This window comes from Ramlibacter sp. (assembly GCF_035655895.1).
Taxonomy (GTDB): Bacteria; Pseudomonadota; Gammaproteobacteria; order Burkholderiales; family Burkholderiaceae_C; genus Ramlibacter.
The window spans coordinates 151145-171665 of record NZ_DASRTN010000003.1; the positions used below are offsets into that span (position 1 = coordinate 151145).

Sequence of the window (20521 nt, forward strand, 5' to 3'; positions counted from 1 at the left end):
CCCGGGTGCCCGGTGCTATCCTGTCGCGCCATGAAGCTGATCGCGAAGTGGCTGCTCAGCGCCTCGGCGCTGCTGTTCGTGGCCTATGTCTACCACGGCGTCGAGGTGAAGAGCTTCACCGCGGCCCTGGTGGCGGCCGTGGTCATCGGCCTGTTCAACATGGTCGTGCGGCCGGTGCTGGTGGTGCTGACGCTGCCGGTGACCGTGCTCTCGCTCGGCCTGTTCCTGTTCGTCATCAACGCGCTGATGTTCTGGGCCGCGGCGTCGGTGCTGGACGGCTTCGACGTCCGCGGCTTCCTGGGAGCCCTGGTCGGCTCGCTGGTCTACTCGCTGATCGGCCTGGTGATCGATTCAGCGCTCGAGCGACTGTTCCCGCAGAAGTGACTCCACCTGCCGCGTGCGGGTGTCGATGATCGACGCCTCGATGTAGTCGCCTGCCGCACCGCCCCGACGCGCGAGGTCCTGCGCCGCCTTCAGCCGGTCGAGGGCGGCCGCGTAATCCAGCTGGGCGACGCGCGCTTCGGCGTCGGCGCGGACCGCGCGCAGTTGCTGCCCCTGCGTGCCGTAGGCGCTGGAGAGCAGTTGCCAGGCCATGGCGTCGCGCGGCTGGCTCGCCACCCAGGTCTGCAGCCGTTGCGCCACCTCGTGCGCGCCGCCGCTGCCCACCCGTGCCTGCGACCAGAGCAAGACTTCGGCCCGCGAGGAGCCCGCGCCGTCCAACAGCGACGCGGCCCGGCTCTCCTGCCCGGCGGCCAGGGCGATCTCGGCGACCAGCAGGCGTGCATGGCGCATGGCTGCGGCGTCCCCCTGGACCTCCGTGGTCAGGCGCTGGGCCAGTGAGGCTGCATTGCCGGGATCGCGCAGGCGGGACGCGGCCAGGGCCGCGGCATAGAGGGCGCCCGCCCGGCGCGCCTTGGGCCAGCCCGCCTGCAGTCCGGACGCTTCGCCGAGCGCAGCGCGCAGCGCATCGACGCCCGTGCTGGAGAGCACCCGCGAACGGGCCGTCATCAGCGCATGTTCCAGGGCGACCGATGGCGTTGGCGCCGCCGCGCGTGGCGCCAGCTGGAGCCGGCCCTGCATGTCGGCCATCCGCTCCGTGGTCATGGGGTGGGTGCGCAGGTACGGATAGGCGCCGTTGTCGTTCAGGCGGGACGCCTGCTGCAGCTTGTCGAACATGGTGACGAAGCCCTGCGGCTCGTAGCCGGCCTGCGTGAGCACCCCCAGGCCGATCCGGTCGGCCTCGCGCTCCATGTCGCGCGAGAAGTTCAGCTGGTTCTGGATGGCCAGGGCCTGTCCGCCCGCCATCATGGCGTTGGCCGCATCGGGGCTGCGCGATGCCGCGAGCGCGCCCAGGATCATGGCACCCAGCACCCAGGGCGCCTGCCGCTTTTCCTGGCTGACCAGGCGGGCAATGTGGCGCTGTGTGACGTGACTGAGTTCATGCGCCAGCACCGAGGCGATCTCGTCGCGGGTCGAGGTGACGTTGATCAGCCCCAGCTGCAGGCCCAGCCAGCCCCCCGGCAGCGCGAACGCATTGACGATGCGGTCCTTGCCCAGCAGCACCTGCCAGGCGAAGCGCTCGTCCAGCTCGGCCGTCAGCTCGCCGCGCTTGCGGGCTGCATCGAGCAGCGGCTGCCAGATGCCTTGCACATACTCGACGAGCACGGGATCGTCGATGTAGTCGAGATCGCGGTACAGCTCGCGGGCGATCTTCTCGCCCAGCCGGCGCTCGGCGGCGCTGGTCATCTCGCTGCCGTCGCCCAGCGTGGGCAGCTGGGCGACGGCGGGCGCCAGCAGCGAGGCGCCCAGCAGCACGGCGACCGTCAGGCGTTGCAAGGCGAAGGCGGGACGGAACATCAAAACGAGTCGATGGGCAAATAGCCGATGATGCTCCCGCTGACACCGTCGAGCAGGACTGTCCAGGCCTCGGCCTTGCGCGCCACCAGGGGAAGATAGCGCACGCGGGCCGGGTCGCCCACGGGCGAGGCCGCAACGGCCGCATCGATCGCCGCGGCGTCGCGAGGGAAGCGGCGCTTCAGGTCGGCCAGCGGCCGGGCCGCCTGGACCACCTGGGCCCGGCCGGCGTCGTACGACTGCCAGAGATCGGAGCGGGCCCCGAGGTGCACGCCGCCCAGCGCCGCCAGCGTGTACTCCATCTTCTGCGCCGGGCTCTTGAAGTCACGCAGCGCGATCGGCGTGGGGCCGGTCAGGGGGGCGACGGGGATACCGGCAGGCGCGAGTGCCTCCATTTCCGCCGGGATGTCCATGCGGTGGATCACGCGGAAGCGGTCGATCTCGAAGACCAGGTGCACGGGGCGCGCCAGGTTGACCGTCCACAGACCGTAGCCGAGCCCCGCCAGTTGCAGAAGCGCGACGACGACCAGGTCGCGTCGCAAGGCGGCGCGCGGCTTCGCCGTGTTGAAGACGGCCAGGGTCAGCAGCGGTCCGAGCACCACGTCCACCGACACCACCAGGAAGAACAGCTCGCGCCCGCCCGAGACCTCGCGGTAGGGGTACGGGTACCAGAGCACGAACACCAGCAGCGCTGCCAAGGAGGCCACCAGGCCACTGAGGACGAGGTGGATGCCGGCGGCACGAAGACGCTGCCACCAACCGGCGCGGACCGTATGATCGTCGAGAGACACGGAAGCTTGTTGCATGAGCGAACTCACCCACTTCGATTCGGAAGGCCACGCCCACATGGTCGACGTGGCGGCCAAGCCCGCGACCCACCGGATCGCGGTGGCCCACGGCAGGATCGACATGCTACCGGGGACGCTGGCGCTCATCCAGAGCGGCAGCGTCAAGAAAGGTGATGTGCTGGGCATCGCCAGGATCGCCGGCATCCAGGGCGCGAAGAAGACCAGCGACCTGATCCCCCTGTGCCACCCGCTGGCGCTGACGCGCGTCGCCGTGGCCTTCGAAACCCATGCGCAGGACGCCGCGTCCCCGGCGCATGTCACCTGCACCGCCACGGCCGAGACCATCGGGCCGACCGGCGTGGAGATGGAAGCCTTGACCGCCGTCCAGGTCGCGTTGCTGACGATCTACGACATGTGCAAGGCGGTGGACCGCGGGATGACCATCACCGGCGTGCGGCTGCTGGAAAAGCACGGCGGCAAGTCGGGCAGCTTCGTTCAGCCCTGAGCGCCGGCTCCGCCGCGCTGCCTGGCGCGCCAGGCTTCGTAGTCGCTGGGGAAGGCGGCGCGGTAGCGGGCCAGGTAGAACACGGCCTCGTCCTCCCGTCCCAGCATCGTGGCGCTCTCGATCAGGCGCTCGATGACGCGGGGCTCCGGGGAGTAGTGCAGCATGTCGGTCGCGAGCTGGTGGACTGTGGCGGCGTTGGCCAATGTGAGCGGCGTGAGCGTGAGCTCGGCGAAGCGCGCCTGGTTCGCGAACAACCACGAGCGCTGCGCGTGCTGCAATGGTTCCTGCCTCCACGGTGCAAGTCGCTGCTCGGGCGGCAGGTAGATCTGGCTCACGCGGGCGTAGTCCCAGGCAACGTATCCGGTCGCGGCAAGCAGGGCGGCGCAAGCCGCGACATTCGGCCACTTCGCAGTGGTTGCGACCTCCTTCTCTGGCGCGAGCAGCCAGCCCAGCGCGGCGCCGAACGCAAGCTGGAACGGCCCGTACCACAAGGGGTACTCGAGCATGCTGTGCACGAGAATCAGCGCAAGCATGGCCCACGCCAACTGTCGCCGCACTTCCGGCTCGCGCCAGGGTCGCTGCCGCACGACCCACCAGGTTGCGCCACCGCAGATCGCCATCGACGCGGGAACGCCGAGCTCCACCGCAAGATGGAGCGGAAGGTTGTGGGCGTTGTCCAGGATGTCGCAGAACCTCGCGCCGGGATAGAGGGTGGAAAAGTGCGCGAAGTCCAGTTCACCCCAGCCCCAACCGGTGAGGGGCCGCATCGAGATCAGGTGCAGGACGTTGGACCACAGGACCAGCCGACTGCTGCAGCCGCTCTCACCGCCCAAGCGGCCCCAGAGGGTTCGCGGCGGCACAGTTCCCTGCGCTGCTTCCAGCAGCGCAGGCAAGAATGCGGTCGCGGCCAGGTAAGCACCTCCCGCGGCGGCGAGCAAGGCGAGTCTGCGCGGCCGCTCAGCCCCGGACCAGCAAACCACCAAGACGCTGAGCACAATGGCCTGGACCATGCCGGTCCGAGACACCGTTGCGGCACAGCCGGCAGCCAGCAGTGCCACCAAACCGACGGTGGCTGAGGTGGATAGCGGCAGCGGCGCCCAGAGAACGACGACCACACCCAACCAGCACAGGGTGGCCTGCATGTTAGGCTGCCGCAAGTTGCCGTATGCCTCCCCCACGGCTGCCGGGCTGGCAAGCGGCCCCAGGTGTGATGCGAGGCCGAAGAATTGAAGTAGCCCCAGAGTGGCGCTGCATACGGCGCCCGTCAGCAGACCTGTCAGCAGCGCATCGCGGACTTGGGGGGCGCCAGGAAGGGTCGACCCTACTCCGACCAGCAGCAGCCCGGCGCCCAACATGACCAGTTCGGGCGGCGCGCCGGCGTGACAGACGACTCCCCATGCCAGCACGCCCGTCGCCGCAACCAACGGCGCCAGGAGAATCGACGCGCCGCCAGCGAAGGCGAACATCCCCAACATCAGCCCACACGCGGCACTCATGAGCCAAGGCTGGACCGAGGCAGAAGGGCCACCAGCGATCGGATTCAGCCAAGGAGCCGCCGCCAATGCGACGGCCAGCCACCCGGCCACTCGCACCGGGGAGGAGCGCGTCTCGCTCACGGCTGCGGGGCAGCCTGCGGCTCGGCTGGCATCCACTCCTTGGCGACCGCTTTGCACTGCACTGGCGGCAGCACGGCACAGGACCGCTCGGCCCAGTAGCGCGCCTGCTCGGGATGGCCATTGAGCGCGTACGCCCCCACGACCTTGCGGAACGCCAACGGCGAGGTGTTGTAGATCAGGAGATCCTTCCAATGCTCGATCTGCGCCTGCGTCATGCCGGCCTTCGGCGGGACGCGGCTCATTTCGATGAAATCCGTCCACTCCCTGAGCAGCAACGTCGGTGGTGGTGTCTCATCGTGATTCCGACCGATCCGCATGAGCTGGAAGCGCAGTTCGGTGAACGCGCTGGCCACTTGCAGGTAGTCGTGCACCACCGCTGCCGAGGCAGTTGCCAATGCCACCGTGGCGGCCACGGCAACCGTCCGGGGCAGCCGGGCTGCGGACGGCCACTGGAGACGGGCCGCGCCGGAGCCGGCGAGCAGCGCGAAGGGCCACAGGAAGTAGCCGTGATGAAGAGGCAGCTCGAGCATCGCGTGGACCAACAGGACGGCCAGTGCGCCGGCGGTGAGTAGCTGTTCCATGGTCGACACCGAGCGGGCGAGCTTCCACAGGTACCAGCTGCCGAGCAAGACCAAGACGGCGGCGAGCGGGATGCCTACCCACAACATCAGGTCGAGCACCAGGTTGTGGCTCTGCTCCAGGTAGGCGTCCGCCAGTTGCGGGTGCCGGGGGAAGACTTGGAGATAAGCCTCGTTGGTGTGGTTCCACCCATAGCCCAGCCAGGGCCGCTCCAACGCGGCGTCGAGCGCCATGCGCCAGATGCTCCAGCGAAGGTCGCCCGCGGACCGCGCGAACATGGAAAGCTCCGGTTGCTGGCCCATCAATGTGTTCAAGGGCTCCAGACCGAAAAGGCATACCAGATGCCATACGTACAGCGCTTGCACGACCCGGGCGGCGTTCCGGGGCACGAAGGCGGGCCGGCGCAGCGTCAGGAAGACGACCAGCAGCGTCAGTGTCAGCAGTGCGGTCCGCGATTCACACAGCGCCACCCCGAAAAGGATGAGCACGGCCAACCCGATCGCGACGCCGGGCCGGATCCATCGCTTGTGCCAAGCCCAGGCAGTCCCCAGCAAACCCCACAGCAGCAGGGATCCCAACTGGTTTGGCTGCCCCAAGTTGGCGTAGGGACGCCGTGTCCCGGAGGGGAAGATCCAGAACTGACGCCACTCTGGGTTGGTCGCGTGCCCAAGCCACTGGTAGATCTGGAGGCCGACGGAAACGACGGCCGCGATGCAGGCGGCCATCAGCACGAGTCCAGCGGCGTCCCCAGGGCGCTGGCGGCTCCAGTGCTCGCCGATGATGAACGCGCCCGCGAACCCCGCGAGGTACAGCGAATTCACGATCACCTCGCCCCGCAAGGGCTGCAGACCGACCGCGTGCTGAGCCGACGGGATCAGAGCTGCGATCAGGAGAGCGAGTGCAGCGCCAGAGATCCGGATTGGTTCCCGGGCGACCGCAAGGCGCCAGAATGCCAGGCCGAGCAGCGCTCCTGCGATCCAGGCGCTCGTGTGAAAGGTGTTCCAGGGCTTGTAGTGGTTGGGGAGCAACCACCCGAGGGCCATGACCAGGGCCAGAATGATCGGACCAAGGGATGCGCCCTGGATCTCTCGATTCAAATTCATAGGGCAGCCAGTGCCAGCGCAGAGGCGTTCGGGAAGAAAAAAGAGGCCGCAGCGCGGCCTCTTCCTTTTGGTTGTCAGCGATTAGCTGCTGCTCTTGCAGGAACCCGGCAGGTACTTGGTGGGGAAGGGGTTGGTGCCAGCCGGGCCACAGCGCCATTCCGTGATGGTCTTGCCACCGTCCTGCGCACCATTCACGGCCTGGGTGCCGATGTAGGGCTTCAGCTCGATCGAGTTCGCCGTGGAGGAGGTCTCCCCCTTCAGGGCGCCTTCGCTGGCCTTGACGGTGATCACGCCGTTGGTGTCCGACGTGCCGCTCTGGACCATCTTGGTGGCGGAGATGGCGCAGCCGGAAATGGCCGACTGCGCGTCCTGGTTCGGGGCACTTTGCAGCGACTCGGTGACCGTGGTGCGGCAGGCAGACGCCGCCAGGATCACTTCAGAGGTACGAGCACGGACGGTGTAGTCCTGGTAAGCCGGCAGAGCGACGGCGGCCAGGATACCGATGATCGCCACGACGATCATCAGTTCGATCAGGGTGAAACCCTTTTGCAGTTGACGCTTCATATTTCCTCCTAAGGTTTGGGCTGGAAGCTCAGCTGTTTTGCAAAGCCTGTGCCAGCCTGTTTTCGTGACTTTCTGCCAGCTCTTCGCGGCATGAGCCCGCTGGCGCGGACACTTTCGTCCGGATGAGCTGACAAATTTGTCTTGTCAGCGGATGCAAACCGACCGAACCTGCTTCAAGTCGGTCAGTCCCATGAGGATCTTCTCCATGCCGTCCATCTTTAGGGTCCGCATGCCGCCGGCCACCGCGGCGACGAATAGTTCGGCCACGCGGGCGCGCTCCTGGACCAGGCGTTTGAGCTGGTCGTCGGCCACCAGCAGTTCGTGCAGGCCGACCCGGCCCTTGTAGCCGGTGCGGTTGCACTTGTCGCAGCCGACGGCCCGGTAGAAGTGCAGCTGGCCGTCGCGCCCATGGCTGTCGACCCAGCTCTCGTACAGTTTCTGCGCCTCGCCCCCCGGATCGGCCTTCCACGCCTCGGTTTCCTTCAGGTCCAGCGAGTACTCGGCGATGAAGGCGCGCAGCTCCTCGTGGGTGGGAACGTAGTGCTCCTTGCAGTCGCACAGGCGCTTGGCCAGGCGCTGCGCCAGGATCCCCAGCAGGGCGTCGGCGAAGTTGAACGGGTCCATGCCCATGTCCAGCAGGCGCGTGATCGACTCGGGCGCGGAGTTGGTGTGCAGCGTCGAGAACACCAGGTGCCCCGTGAGCGACGCCTCGACGCCCATGGACACGGTTTCCTTGTCGCGCGATTCGCCCACCATGATGATGTCCGGGTCGGCGCGCAGGAACGCCCGCATCACCAGCGCGAAATCGATGCCGGCCTTCTTGTTCACCTGCACCTGGCGCAGGCCCTTCTGCGTGATCTCGACCGGGTCCTCGGCCGTCCAGATCTTGGTCTCGGGCGTGTTGAGGAACTTCAGGATCGAATGCAAGGTGGTGGTCTTGCCCGAGCCGGTGGGCCCGCAGACGTAGAACAGGCCGTACGGCTTGCTCACCGTCTCTTCCAGGTGCTCCCGGTTGTGTTCGGTCAACCCCAGCTTCTCCAGCGGGATCGGCTCGCCGGCCGCCAGGATCCGCATCACGATGTCCTCGACGCCGCCGGCCGAGGGGATGGTGGCCACCCGCAGCTCGATGTCCAGCGGGCCGTACTTCTTGAACTTGATCTTGCCGTCCTGCGGCTTGCGACGCTCGGAGATGTCGAGATCGCACATGATCTTCAGGCGCGTGACCAGGGCCTGTCGGAAGTGCGCCGGGACCTCGATGTAGGGCACCAGGCTGCCGTCGACGCGGAAGCGGATACCGGTCTTGGCCTTGCCGGGCAGCGGCTCGATGTGGATGTCGGAGGCGCGCTGGTGGTAGGCGTCGACGATGACCTTGTTGACGAACTTCACCAGCTCGTTGTCGGCGGCCGCGGACTCGAGCGAGACGTCCTCGCCGCTCTCGTCGTCCATCGGCGCGTTCAGGTCCGCCAGCAGCTCGTCGATCGACTGGCCTTCGGCCGCGCCGTACAGCTGGTCGAGCGTCTGCTCGAACTCGGCCTGCGTCGTGACCCGGAAGGCGAACCGCGACAGGCGCGGGAACACCTGGGGCACGATGCGCGAGTTGCGCACGGCCTCGGGATCGGTGCACATGATCACCAGTCCCTCGGTCGAGTCCTCCAGCGGGATCCAGCCCTGCTCGATGACGAACTCGCGCTTGAGCGGTCCCTGCAGCTGCTCGGACCGGATGCGGCCGGCGTTGAACGGCTCGTACGGCACCCCGAAGAACTTGGCCAGCGACGGTCCGACCTGGGCGGGTCGGATCTGGTAGTCGGCCAGCAGCAGCCGTTCGACCGGCAGTGCCTGCTCGCGCGCGCGAACGATGCACTCCTGAAGCTCCTGAGCCGTCAGCACGCCGTCGGCCACCAGACCGTCGTACTTGGTCGCGCGCAGGCGCTGGCTGTCCTCGGCCCGCTGCATGCGCTGGCGGATGGCCGTGGCCAGCGTGCGGCACAGCTGCGTGGCGCCCTCGACCTCGAGCTCCCCGAACGGCTGGTCGCTCTTGGTGTTGATCACCTGCAGCACGCCGTGCACGGTCTCGCCCTCGTGGATGGGCAGGACCATCATCTGCTTGGTGCGGTAGCCCGAGCGCTTGTCGACCTCCTGCAGGAAGCTGAGCGTCGGATGGACGCGCTTGAGCGCCTCCTCGTCGTAGACGTCGGCGATGTTCACCATCTGCCGGCTGTAGGCCACGTAGCCTGCGATGCTCTGCGTGCCGATCGGCAGCTTCAGATCACGCGCGGTGTTCAAGCCGGTCTTGATCTTCGAGACGATCGCCGTGCGATCCTCGTTCACGGCGTACAGCGTGAGGCGGTCGGCGTTGAGCAGCTTGCAGATGTCGCCGCTGACCTCCAGCATGATCTGGTCCACGTGGTCAGTGTCGTGGATGCGGGTGGTCACCACCTGCAACTGGCGGTAGAACAGCGCCTCGAACGAGACGCCGCGCTTGTCGGGCGGCAGCAGTTGCGAATCGAAGAAGGCCTGCGAGTCGCGGCCGGACTTGAGGACGGCGCTCATGAAAAACTCCTGGGGGGCGGGGGGCGCCGGAGCAGCTTCACAGCTCGAACTCCTGACCGGCGCGCAGCCAGCGGATGTCGTGCGACACGTCGGCGCCAAACGGTTGCGTCATGTCGAAGCGCTGGATCTCGTCCATGATCAGGTCGGTCTCGGCCGGCTTCGTGTGCGTGATGTAGATCGGAAAGCGCTTGCCGCGGTCGATGCAGTCCAGTTCGTCGGCCAGGGCCTGCGGCGACAGGTGCAGGCTGCGGCGCGCCAGGTCCTTCTCACGGTTGCTGAACGCGGTCTCGATGACCAGCGCGGCCACCGGGATCGCGTTGAGGCGACGCCAGAACGCCGGGTTGCGCTCGGTGTCGCCGGTGAACACCCAGTTGCCACCGTTCTCCGCCGACACCGCATAGCCGACGGCGGGCACCGTGTGCACCGCGGGCAGCACTTCGATGCGCTTGCCGCCGATGACCAGCTTCTGGCCCACCTCGATCTCCTGGAACACGATGAAAGGATTGGCCGCGCTCGGGATGCGGGTGAAATCGGGCCAGATGACGTTGTTGAATACGTGCGCCTTCAGGGCCGCGATCGTGCCGGGCAGCGCATACACCTGCACCGGCCGCGTCAGCTGCGAGGCGATGGCGTCGACCATCAGCGGCAGGGCGGCCACGTGATCGAGGTGCGAATGGGTCAACAGCACGTGGCCGACCGCCCCCATCTCCGCAAGCGTCAGGTCACCCACGCCGGTGCCCGCGTCCACCAGCACGTCGCCGTCGATCAGAAACGAGGTGGTGCGGCAGTCCCTGGCGATCGCCCCGGAGCACCCGAGCACGCGAACCTTCATGCCTCAGGCTCCGGCGGCGGTTGCACCGCGGGCGCGCGGCGTCGGGGAATGGCAGGTGCGAACGCCCAGGGACGTGCTCATTTGGTCTCGAAGTTGGTGGCGCCGTCCCATGCCGGGTCGAAGGGCAGCAGCCGCATCGAGGCTACACGTTCCTGATACAACTCGTAAAGGAATTTTTTCGGGTGCATGCGGCGCAGATTCGACAGCTGCACGTCGCACCGGTCCCAGTCCTGGGCGCGGTAGGCCTGAAGAAAGGCCACCCAGGTGCGCAGCTCGTCCGCCTTCGCTGCCTCCAGGCCGTCAGCGCGGCCCACCGGGCAGAAGATGCCGACGGCCTGCTCCTTGCCCTTGACCCGGACCCGGTCCAGCTCCTGCCAGGCGAACCCGGCAGCCTGCTGGCGGGTCGACTCGCTGACCACGATGTCGACCCCGTACGCCTTCGACAGTCCTTCCAGCCGCGAGCCGAGGTTGACCGCGTCGCCGATCACCGTGTAGCTGCGCCGGACCTGGGAGCCCATGTCGCCGACGCACATCCAGCCCGTGTTCAGCCCGATGCCAACGCCGATGGTGGGCAGACCCCGGGCGTGATGCTCCTCGTTGATCGCATGCACCGCCGCGGCCATGTCGACCGCGGCGCGCACCGCCAGCGTGGCGTGGTCGGGGGTGTCCACCGGCGCACCCCAGAACGCCATGACGCAGTCGCCCATGTACTTGTCGATGGTGCCGCGATGCGCGCGGATGGTGTCGGTCAGCCGGTTGAACACCTCGTTGAGCAAGGCCTGCAACTGCACCGGCTCCATGCACTCGGACATCTTGGTGAAGCCTCGCATGTCGCAGAACATCACCGTCAGTTCCTTGTTGGCGGCTTGCATGCTGTAGCCGTCGGGGTTCTTGACCATCTCGTCCACGAGCTCGGGCGGGACGTAGGTGCCGAACAGGTTGGCGAGGCCCCGCCTGGTGCGGCTTTCGATGAAATACCCGTAGCTCATGTTGAGCGCGAACGCCGCCAGGATCATCGCCAGCGCCGCCGCGAGAGGCATCACCAGACCGGCACCCAGGTACAGCCAGGTGTTCAGGCCAACCACGACGGCGAGCACCGCGATGCTGGCCGCCACCGCCTTCGGCGCCGACAGCAGCGGAAGCAGCAGGGCGAGCAATAGGCCGGCGACCGTTAGCACCACGACGTCGTAGCCGACCGCGTAGTCCGGACGCACGGGCAGCTGGCCGTCCAGCAGGCCCGCGAGCATGTTCGCGTGCGTCTCGACACCGGGATAGGTCTGGCCCACGGGCGTGACCCGCAGGTCCTGCAAGCCCGGTGCCGTGGTCCCGACCAGCACGATCTTGCCGTGCAGGCTCCCCGCCGCAAGCCGCCCGGCCAGCAGGTCGGCCGCCGACACGTACTGGAACGTGCCCGCCGCCGCGCCCCCTGGGCCACGGAAAGGCACCAGTGCCGCCACCCGGTCGTCCACCGGAATCGACAGCGTCTTCTGGCCCAGGCGCAGCACGACGCTGTCCAGACCCTGGTAGCCGGAGGAGACGAACCGCTCGCGCGGGAAGCCCGGCTCCACCGAAGGCAGCCCCATGAGCATGCGGAACATGGCCAGCGAGAGCGACTCGTGGTACTGGCCCTTGTAGTCGACCAGCAGCGGGACCGAACGGACGACGCCGTCGGTGTCGACGATGGGATTGAAGAAGCCCGCCAGCGGCGCCGCGCCCGCCAGCGGCTCGATGTTGGCGCCGTAGCCATTCCAGCTGGTGAAGCGGATCGGACGTCCTTCGAGCATGTCGCGGTCCATCACGGGTCGGGGCAGCACGCCGCTGGCGCGGCCTTCGCGATCGCTGGTGAAGTAGTAGCCCAGCACCACCGGGCGCTTGCGCAACGCGCGCGCGAACACCGCGTCGTAGTCGAGCGTGGCACCGAGCTGCGCGACGCGGTCGGCGAAGCCCGGCTGGTCCTTCAGGTCCGTCTGCGCCAGCTGCCGCAAGCGCTTGAGGCCGGAACTCTCGTCCGGCTCAGCGAACACCACGTCGAAGCCGAGCAGGGCAACCTGCTGGCGGTCGAACAGTTCGTCGGTGAGGTCGGCGAGGCGGTTGCGGCTCCAGGGCCAGCGACCGACTTCCGAGAGGCTCTTCTCGTCGATGTCGACAATGACGATGCGCGGGTCGGGCGTCGCGGGCATCGTGGCCCGCAACCGCGTGTCATAGAGGATGTCGTCCAGTCGTTGCAGCAGCACGAGCGGCAACGCGCCACTGGCGTGCGCCAGCGCGATCAGCAGGGGAACCAGGGTGACCGCGATCCGGACCCAGTGTCTGGCAAGCGCGCCCATCCGGCCGCAGAGGTCTGGAGGCTGTGCTGGCGGTGGCAGCCCGCCTGCGTCAGCCCTGGACGAACTGCATCTGGGTGCCAGCCAGCTCGAGCAGATCGCCGTTCTTCAGCGTGACCGGCTCGGCGCCGATCGGCGCCCCGTTCAGGGTGGGCTTGCTGCCGCCTTCGACATGCGCGACGACGTAGCCGTGCGGGCGCTGGGTGATCGCAGCGACGGCGACGCCCGGCTTGCCGATGGTGGTCACGACCTTGAGCAGCGGCACTTCACGCCCGGCGGCCGCGCCGGACAGGACCTTGATCGCGCCTTTCAGGCCGGACACGGCCGGGCCACCGGCGGCTGCGGGGGCAGGGGCCGGTGCGGCCGGCGACACCGAGCCCGCCTTCATGATCATGGTCTTCTCGTACGAGGCGCCGGGCGCTTCGTTGATGTACTTGATCTTGTACTTGCCGATCTCGACGGTGTCGTTGTTCTGCAACAGCTGCTTCTTGACCGCCTTGCCGTTGATGTACGTGCCGTTGGTGCTGTTCAGATCTTCGAGGTAGACCTCGCTGCCCGTCATCTGCAGCACGGCGTGCTCGCCACTGACGGCCAGGTTGTCGATCACGATGTCGTTGTACGGACGACGGCCCAGCGTCGTGCGGTCCTTCGTCAGCTGGACTTCCTTGATCACGACTCCGTCGATCGAGACGATCATTTTCGGCATGACCCGCTCCTGATGATTTCTTCTGTCAAAGTTCGCTACCGAAGATGGTTGCCTATTTTCCCAGCAATCGGGAGATCAGGCCCTTTTTTTTCGAAGCGACGTCCGCCTGCGCAAGCAACACCGAGATGTTGTCACGCCCTCCATTCGAATTGGCTGCGTCCACCAGCCGGTCGGCCTTGTCGTCCAGCGAACCCTCGGCCTGCAGGATGCGGCAGATGGTGGGGTCGTCGATCATGTCCGACAGTCCGTCGGAGCACATGAGATAGAGGTCGCCGGGCTCGACCCGGTGCTCGTTCACGTCCAGCAGCACGGCGTCCTCGACACCCAGCGCCCGCGTCACGAGGTTCTTGTTGGTCGAGACGGCCGCCTGCTCCGGCGTGATCAGCCCGGCATCCATCTGCTCCTGCAGCAGCGAGTGGTCCTTGGTGATCTGGGCCAGCTCGGTGCCGCGCAGCCGGTAGCACCGCGAGTCACCGATGTGACCGAGCATGAGCCGCGTGTCCTGGAAGACCCCCACCACCAGGGTGGTGCCCATCCCCGAGTAGTGGGGGTTGGAATTGGCCGCGTTGAAGATGGAACGGTTGGCGTTGTCGACGCAGATCTCCATCGCCCTTCGCACCTCGCGGGCGTTGGCGTGGCGGCCTGCCTGTGACAGCCAGCGGCCCAGCTCGGACTTGATGAAGGTGGTGGCCATGCCGCTGGCGATCTCGCCGGCGTTGTAGCCCCCCATGCCGTCGGCGAGGATGCCCAGCCGGGTCGCCTCGTCGAAGGTCACCGAGTCTTCGTTGTTCTCGCGAGCGAGGCCCGGGTCGGTACGGATGCAGAACTCGTAATTCATGACTGGCCGGCTCAGGCCTGCGGATCGCTGTCGGCTTCTGGGGTGGAGGCCGTGTCGGCCGGCACGGGCCGGCTGAACACCGCGGTCTTGGCGAACGGGTCGGCGGGGCCGGGACCGTCCGGATGGGCCGCATCATAGCCGGGGCCGGACCTGCCGCCCCCCGAACCCGGATGCGTCCGTTCGAAGGCTGCCGATGCGGCGGCCGCGGCAATGCTCTTTGCGGCGACCGACCGGGCCTGATCGGCGGCGTCCAAGGCGAAGGCTGCGGTTCTCACCTGGGCGCCTGGATCGCCGGCTGGCCTGGGCGTTCCCGCATCGACCGCCAGCGCCCGGAGTTCAGCGGCGAAGGCCTCGCCATCCTGGTAGCGACGCTCGGGCTGCTTGGCCATTGCCCGGACCACGACTGCCGCCAGCGCCGGCGGCAGCTCCTGGCGGACGACGCGGACGTCGGGAGCTTCCTCGTTGGCGATCTTGTACATCAGCTCGGCCATCGAGTCCCCGCGGAAGGGCAGCACGCCGGTGAGCATCTGGAACAGCATCACGCCCAGCGAATACAGGTCTGATCGGCCGTCCACCTTCTTGCCCGCGATCTGCTCAGGCGACATGAAGCTGGGCGTGCCCAGCACCAGTCCGGTCTTGGTCTTGCTGGAATCGGTGATCCGGGCGATGCCGAAGTCCGTCACCTTGACGGTGTCCGTGGCGGGCTCGTACATGATGTTGGCCGGCTTGATGTCGCGGTGGACCACGTTCTGCCGGTGCGCATAGGCCAGCGCCTCGGCCACGCGGGCCACGATCGACAGCACCCGTGGCACCGGCAGCAGGTGCCCGTCGAGGCAATGCTCGGCCAGATCCTGGCCCTTGAGGAACTCCATCGCGATGTAGGCCAGGTCGTGTTCCTCGCCGGCATCGAAGATGGTCACGATGTTCTGGTGCTGGAGCCGGCCGGCGGTCTCGGCCTCGCGGAAGAAGCGCTGGCGGGCATCCTCCAGCTCGTCGCCCTCGAACTCCTGGCCCAGGGCCATCGTCTTGATGGCCACCACGCGGCCGATCTTGGGGTCGCGGCCGAGGTAGACCACGCCCATCGCGCCCTTGCCCAGCTCCTTGTCGACCTGGTAGCGCCCCAGCATCGGCTTCCCGACGGCACCACCATCGAGCAGCAGGGTGCCCCCGGGATGCGCGCCGGGGCCGAGGATGACGGTGTCCGACAGGCTCTTCGCGCGGGCGCGCCGCGCCGGCAGATCCCGGAACTTGGGGTCATGCCGTGCCATGTGCTCGTACACGGCTTCGGCCTTGTTGAACTGGCGCTTGCGCTCGAAATCGAGGGCGAGGTTCGACAGGTTCTCCATGACGGCGTCGCCCAGCGGCACCCGGCGAAACCGGTCGAAGGCCATGTCCAGCTGGCCCTGGCCCTGCAGCGCCAATCCCATCATGCGATTGGTCTCGGCCGATTCCTCGTCGGAACGCGCCTTGCCGGCCTCGGTGAGCAGGAACCGCTTGGTCGTGAGCGCCAGATGCCCCATCGCCAGCAGCGCCGCCGGGAGCACGAAGCGCACCCAGGTGCTGGCCGTGGACAGCAGCAGGTATTCGGTGGCCAGCAGGAGCAGCAGCAGGGCACCGGTGGCGCTGGCGCCCATCCCCGCCGACAGCCGGGGCAGCAGGCCGACCAGGTAGGTGGCCACCAGCAACACCGCGACCAGCGAAGCCAGGGCACCCCAGGCAGGTTCGACGATGAAATGCTCGGACAGGATGCTGGAGGTGACGTGGGCCATCATCTCCGCCGGGCTGATGGCGGCATGACCCGGCACCGGGAAACTGGTTCCCGCGCCCTGCGCCGTGGCGCCGACCAGCACGATCTTGTCGGCGTACTTGCTGGCCGGGATCCTGCCGCTCAGGACGTCGTAGAACGAATCCACCGCGAATGCCGGCCGTCCGTCCCGGGCCCGGTAGAACTGGGGGAGGACGCGCGCGGCGTCGTCAGTGCGGATCTTCAGCCGCCCCAGCTGCACGCCTTGTCCCGCCGTCACGCCGATGTCGGCAGGGCCGAGGTTCAGGCTGCGCGCGGCCGCCAGCAGCGCCATCGACGGCACGCCGCGCCCGTAATAGTCCACCAGCAGCGGGTCGGCCCGGACCGCGCCGTCGGCGTCGTTCGTCTGGTTCAGGTGCCCGACGCCCGCTGCAGCGTTGCCGATCACTTCGAGCGGGTACTGCCCCCGGATGGCGGGCAGCGCGAACCCGCTCCCGGCGTCGACCGTGCTCCTGCCGACGGCCGCCGGTAGCTGGCGGTCCGGCCTGCCGAGCGGCTCGCCGAGCACGAAGACCGAGGGCACCAGCACGTTGCCGGCCCTGGCCATGCTGGCGACCAGCTTGCCATCGGTGTCCAGCGTCTGCTCGGCCTCGGTGATCAACTTGGCCGCGGCATCACCGTCGGCCGCGGCTCCCAGCGCCTCCTTGATGCGGCGGATGAACTGCAGCCCTCGATCGGTCTGCGGTTCGAAGAAGAAGGTGGTGTAGACGACCGTTTTGGCCTGCGCCGCCGCCAGCTTGTCGATCAGGTCCGCATGGACATCGCGCGGCCATGGCCAGCGTCCGATGTTGCCGATGCTCTGGTCGTCGATCGCGATGATGGCGATGCGGTCGGATGGCTGGCGGTCGCTGCGGGTGCTGGCCACGTCGTAGAAGCGGCGCTCGAGCGCGTCGACCAGGTCGGTGGACTTCCAGAGCACGAACACGGCAGCGACCACGGCGGCCGCGACGAACCAGTCCGCCCGCCAGAAACGGCGCTGCCTAGCCGATGAAGATGTGCTCACTCCGTCCCCCGCCCGATGGCCGACCCACTGCCTCTTGGACAGCTCCACGCCCGCTCCGTGCGTGGAGGCAGGACTCCCGGTGGGACGTTAACAGAGCACCCTGCGCCGGACAAGGCAGTTTGTCACGTCCTGTTGCAACCCTGCAGGCTGGGTGCGGAGGAGTCCGCGCAAAAGAAAACAGGCCGAGGCGTGAGCCATCGGCCTGTCGGCATCGAGCGCCCTGTAGGCACCCGGATGCAGGTCAGAGCAGCGACTTGAGCAGCTTGCCCATCTCGGAGGGATTGCGCGTGACCTTGAACCCGCACTCCTCCATGATCGCCAGCTTGGCGTCGGCCGTGTCGGCGCCGCCGGAGATCAGCGCGCCGGCGTGGCCCATGCGCTTACCGGGAGGCGCGGTGACGCCGGCGATGAATCCGACCACCGGCTTCTTCATGTTGTCCTTGCACCAGCGGGCGGCTTCCGCCTCGTCCGGCCCGCCGATCTCGCCGATCATGATGACGGCGTCGGTGTCGGGGTCGTCGTTGAAAGCCTTCATCACGTCGATGTGCTTGAGCCCGTTGATCGGGTCGCCGCCGATGCCGACCGCGCTGGACTGGCCCAGGCCGATCTCGGTGAGCTGCGCCACGGCTTCATAGGTCAACGTGCCCGAGCGCGAGACCACGCCGATGCGGCCCTTGCGGTGGATGTGGCCGGGCATGATGCCGATCTTGATCTCGTCGGGCGTGATCAGGCCGGGGCAGTTGGGGCCGAGCAGCAGCGTCTTCTTGCCGCCCTTGGCCTCCTTGGCCTTCATCTTGTTGCGCACTTCCAGCATGTCGCGCACCGGAATGCCCTCGGTGATGCAGATGGCCAGGTCGAGGTCCGCTTCGACCGCTTCCCAGATGGCAGCGGCGGCACCTGCGGGCGGCACGTAGATCACCGAGACGGTCGCGCCGGTCTGCTGCTTGGCCTCCTGCACCGAGGCGTAGATCGGGATGTCGAAGATCTTCTCGCCGGCCTTCTTCGGGTTCACGCCGGCGACGAAGCAGTTCTTGCCGTTGGCGTACTCCTGGCACTTCTCGGTGTGGAACTGGCCGGTCTTCCCCGTGATGCCCTGGGTGATGACCTTGGTGTCCTTGTTGATGTAGATCGACATGTCTGTTCCTTAGGCGTTCTTCACGGCGGCCACGACCTTCTGCGCGGCCTCGGCCATGGTGTCGGCGCTGATGATCGGCAGGCCGGACTCGGCCAGCATCTTCTTGCCCAGTTCCTCGTTGGTGCCCTTCATGCGCACCACCAGCGGCACGCTCAGGTTCACGGCGCGGCAGGCGGTGATCACGCCGGTGGCAATGGTGTCGCACTTCATGATGCCGCCGAAGATGTTCACCAGGATCGCCTTGACCTTGGGGTTCTTCAGCATGATCTTGAACGCCTCCGTCACCTTCTCGGGGGTGGCACCGCCGCCCACGTCGAGGAAGTTGGCCGGCTCGGCGCCGAACAGCTTGATGGTGTCCATCGTGGCCATGGCCAGGCCGGCGCCGTTGACCAGGCAGCCGATGTTGCCGTCGAGGGAGATGTAGGCCAGGTCGAACTTGGATGCCTCGATCTCGGCCGGATCTTCCTCGTCCAGGTCACGCAGCGCGACGATCTCGGGATGGCGGAACAGCGCGTTGCTGTCGAAGTTGAACTTGGCGTCCAGCGCGACGACGTTGCCCTTGCTGTCGCGGTTGAGCGGATTGATCTCGACCAGCGACGCATCGGTGTCCATGTAGCACTTGTAGAGCTTCTGGCAGATGTCGATGAACTGCGCCTGCGAATCGGCCGGCATGCCGATGCCGCGCGCGATCTCCTGGCCCTGCGCCTGGGTCAGGCCAGCGAGCGGATCGACGAACACCGTGATGATCTTCTCGGGGCTGGAATGCGCGACTTCCTCGATGTCCATGCCGCCTTCGCTGGACGCGATGAAGGCCACTTTCTGGGTCGCGCGGTCGGTCACGACAGAGAGGTAGTACTCCTTCTGGATGTCGGCGCCATCCTCGATGTAGAGGCGGCGCACCTTCTGCCCCTCGGGGCCGGTCTGGTGCGTCTTGAGCTGCATGCCCAGAATTTCGCCAGCCAGGCGCTTGACGTCGTCGATCGACTTGGCCACCTTGACACCGCCGCCCTTGCCGCGGCCGCCCGCGTGGATCTGCGCCTTCACCACCCAGACCGGGCCGCCCAGCTTCTGCGCGGCTTCCACCGCTTCCTGCACCGTGAATGCCGGAATGCCGCGCGGCACCGGCACGCCGAAGCTGCGCAAGATCTCCTTGCCTTGGTACTCGTGAATCTTCATGGGATGTCTCTCGGAGGAACGTGGGTGGGGCGGGGGCCGCAAGCACGGCAGTGAGGGGCCTGCGTGGTGCAGCCGCCAACTGTATCATGGTGCATCGCACCATCCTGCGGCGGAGCCATGAGCGCCGGCGCGATTCGTTCCAGAGGTCACCCCATGCCCAAGGTCTTCATCGACGGCGAAGCCGGCACCACCGGCCTGCAGATCCGCGAGCGTCTCGAGAAGATGCCCGAGATCCAGCTCGTCAGCATCGCGCCCGAGCTGCGCAAGGACCCGGCCGCCAAGCGCGAGCTGATGGCGGCGGTCGACCTGGTCATCTTCTGCCTGCATGACGAGGCCGCCCGCGAGTCCGCGGCGATGGTCGACGCGATCCAGCGGGAGCAGGGCCGCGCGCCGCGCATCATCGATGCCTCGACCGCGCACCGCGTGGCCGAGGGCTGGGTCTTCGGCTTTCCCGAACTCGCCGCCGGCCAGCGCGAGGCGATCGTCCGGGCGGCCCGCGTGAGCAACCCCGGCTGCTATTCGACCGGCGCGATCGCGCTGGTCCGCCCGCTGGTCGACGCCGGCCTGCTGCCTTCGGACTTCCCGGTCGTCCTGCCCGCCGTGAGCGGGTATTCGGGCGGCGGGCGCACGATGATCGAATCCCACGAGGCCGGCCAGGCGCCGGCGTTCGAGGTCTACGGCCTCGGGCTCAAGCACAAGCACGTGCCGGAGATCATGAAGTACGGGAAGCTGACGCACCGTCCGATCTTCATTCCGGCGGTCGGCAGCTTCCGCCAGGGCATGCTGGTCGAACTGCCGCTTCACCTGGATGCCCTGCCCGGCAAGCCCGCGGCGCGCGACTTGCACGACGCGCTGGCCAGGCACTACGCCGGCAGTGAATGGGTGACGGTCGAGCCCCCGACGACGGACGGCAAGATCGACCCGCTGGCGCTGAACGACACCAACAAGATGGAGCTGCGTGTCTACGCGAACGACGAGGCGCGCCAGGCCGTGGTCATCGCACGGCTGGACAACCTCGGCAAGGGCGCCAGTGGCGCTGCGGTGCAGAACCTGAAGCTGATGCTGGGGATCTGACCCCGGGCACGGCAGCGTCCGGCGCATGATCGGTGCGCTGCCGAGGCGAGCCCGGCCCGAGACTGCATAC

The 20521-nt window shown here is 67.6% G+C and carries 16 protein-coding genes; 3 read left to right on the forward strand and 13 right to left on the reverse strand.

What is annotated here, in order from left to right; all coding sequences use genetic code 11:
• Window positions 1–30: 30 nt before the first annotated feature.
• A complete protein-coding gene (locus VFE82_RS01575; RefSeq protein ID WP_324998477.1) occupies window positions 31–384 on the forward strand; it encodes a phage holin family protein in 354 nt (117 codons plus the stop codon).
• Here VFE82_RS01575 and VFE82_RS01580 read toward each other — a convergent pair.
• Window positions 352–1857 (reverse strand): M48 family metalloprotease, encoded by a 1506-nt coding sequence (locus tag VFE82_RS01580; protein WP_324998478.1) that lies wholly within the window; start codon window positions 1855–1857, stop codon window positions 352–354. The genes VFE82_RS01575 and VFE82_RS01580 overlap by 33 nt on opposite strands.
• The gene (gene tfpZ, locus VFE82_RS01585) at window positions 1857–2660 is read right to left on the reverse strand and encodes a TfpX/TfpZ family type IV pilin accessory protein (protein WP_324998479.1); all 804 of its coding nucleotides are present in this window, start codon (window positions 2658–2660) and stop codon (window positions 1857–1859) included. The genes VFE82_RS01580 and tfpZ overlap by 1 nt, the downstream gene beginning before the upstream one ends.
• Between tfpZ and moaC the strand changes: the two genes are divergently transcribed.
• Window positions 2659–3147, forward strand: a complete 489-nt coding sequence (gene moaC / locus VFE82_RS01590) for a cyclic pyranopterin monophosphate synthase MoaC (RefSeq protein WP_324998480.1) — start codon at window positions 2659–2661, stop codon at window positions 3145–3147. The genes tfpZ and moaC overlap by 2 nt on opposite strands.
• Here the strand turns inward: moaC and VFE82_RS01595 are convergent.
• From VFE82_RS01595 to sucC, 11 genes are all read right to left on the reverse strand, one after another.
• A complete protein-coding gene (locus VFE82_RS01595) occupies window positions 3138–4613 on the reverse strand; it encodes a PglL family O-oligosaccharyltransferase (protein ID WP_324998481.1) in 1476 nt (491 codons plus the stop codon). The genes moaC and VFE82_RS01595 overlap by 10 nt on opposite strands.
• Window positions 4614–4759: 146 nt before the next feature.
• Window positions 4760–6445, reverse strand: coding sequence for a PglL family O-oligosaccharyltransferase (locus tag VFE82_RS01600; protein ID WP_324998482.1), 1686 nt, complete (start codon window positions 6443–6445; stop codon window positions 4760–4762).
• Window positions 6446–6526: 81 nt separating this feature from the next.
• Complete coding sequence (locus VFE82_RS01605; RefSeq protein WP_324998483.1) at window positions 6527–7009, reverse strand: pilin; 483 nt, start codon at window positions 7007–7009, stop codon at window positions 6527–6529.
• A gap of 144 nt (window positions 7010–7153) precedes the next feature.
• The gene (locus VFE82_RS01610; protein WP_324998484.1) at window positions 7154–9559 is read right to left on the reverse strand and encodes a GspE/PulE family protein; all 2406 of its coding nucleotides are present in this window, start codon (window positions 9557–9559) and stop codon (window positions 7154–7156) included.
• Window positions 9560–9596: 37 nt separating this feature from the next.
• Window positions 9597–10391, reverse strand: a complete 795-nt coding sequence (locus tag VFE82_RS01615) for a 3',5'-cyclic-nucleotide phosphodiesterase (protein WP_324998485.1) — start codon at window positions 10389–10391, stop codon at window positions 9597–9599.
• A 77-nt stretch (window positions 10392–10468) separates the two neighbouring features.
• Window positions 10469–12718 (reverse strand): adenylate/guanylate cyclase domain-containing protein, encoded by a 2250-nt coding sequence (locus VFE82_RS01620; protein ID WP_324998486.1) that lies wholly within the window; start codon window positions 12716–12718, stop codon window positions 10469–10471.
• A gap of 49 nt (window positions 12719–12767) precedes the next feature.
• Complete coding sequence (locus VFE82_RS01625; protein ID WP_324998487.1) at window positions 12768–13421, reverse strand: FHA domain-containing protein; 654 nt, start codon at window positions 13419–13421, stop codon at window positions 12768–12770.
• Between the two features lie 52 nt (window positions 13422–13473).
• On the reverse strand, window positions 13474–14259 hold the full coding sequence (locus VFE82_RS01630) for a Stp1/IreP family PP2C-type Ser/Thr phosphatase (protein ID WP_324998488.1): 786 nt from the start codon (window positions 14257–14259) through the stop codon (window positions 13474–13476).
• A gap of 11 nt (window positions 14260–14270) precedes the next feature.
• Entirely contained in the window at window positions 14271–17066 is a 2796-nt protein-coding gene (locus VFE82_RS01635) for a serine/threonine-protein kinase (protein WP_324998489.1), read from the reverse strand.
• A 241-nt stretch (window positions 17067–17307) separates the two neighbouring features.
• Window positions 17308–18201 (reverse strand): succinate--CoA ligase subunit alpha, encoded by an 894-nt coding sequence (gene sucD / locus VFE82_RS01640; RefSeq protein WP_324998490.1) that lies wholly within the window; start codon window positions 18199–18201, stop codon window positions 17308–17310.
• A 9-nt stretch (window positions 18202–18210) separates the two neighbouring features.
• Window positions 18211–19377 carry an ADP-forming succinate--CoA ligase subunit beta gene (gene sucC / locus VFE82_RS01645; RefSeq protein ID WP_324998491.1) on the reverse strand — a complete coding sequence of 389 codons (1167 nt, stop codon included), beginning with the start codon at window positions 19375–19377 and terminating at the stop codon, window positions 18211–18213.
• 153 nt (window positions 19378–19530) lie between these two features.
• On the opposite strand from sucC, the gene argC reads away from it, so the two are divergent.
• Complete coding sequence (gene argC / locus VFE82_RS01650; protein ID WP_324998492.1) at window positions 19531–20451, forward strand: N-acetyl-gamma-glutamyl-phosphate reductase; 921 nt, start codon at window positions 19531–19533, stop codon at window positions 20449–20451.
• Window positions 20452–20521 lie beyond the last annotated feature (70 nt).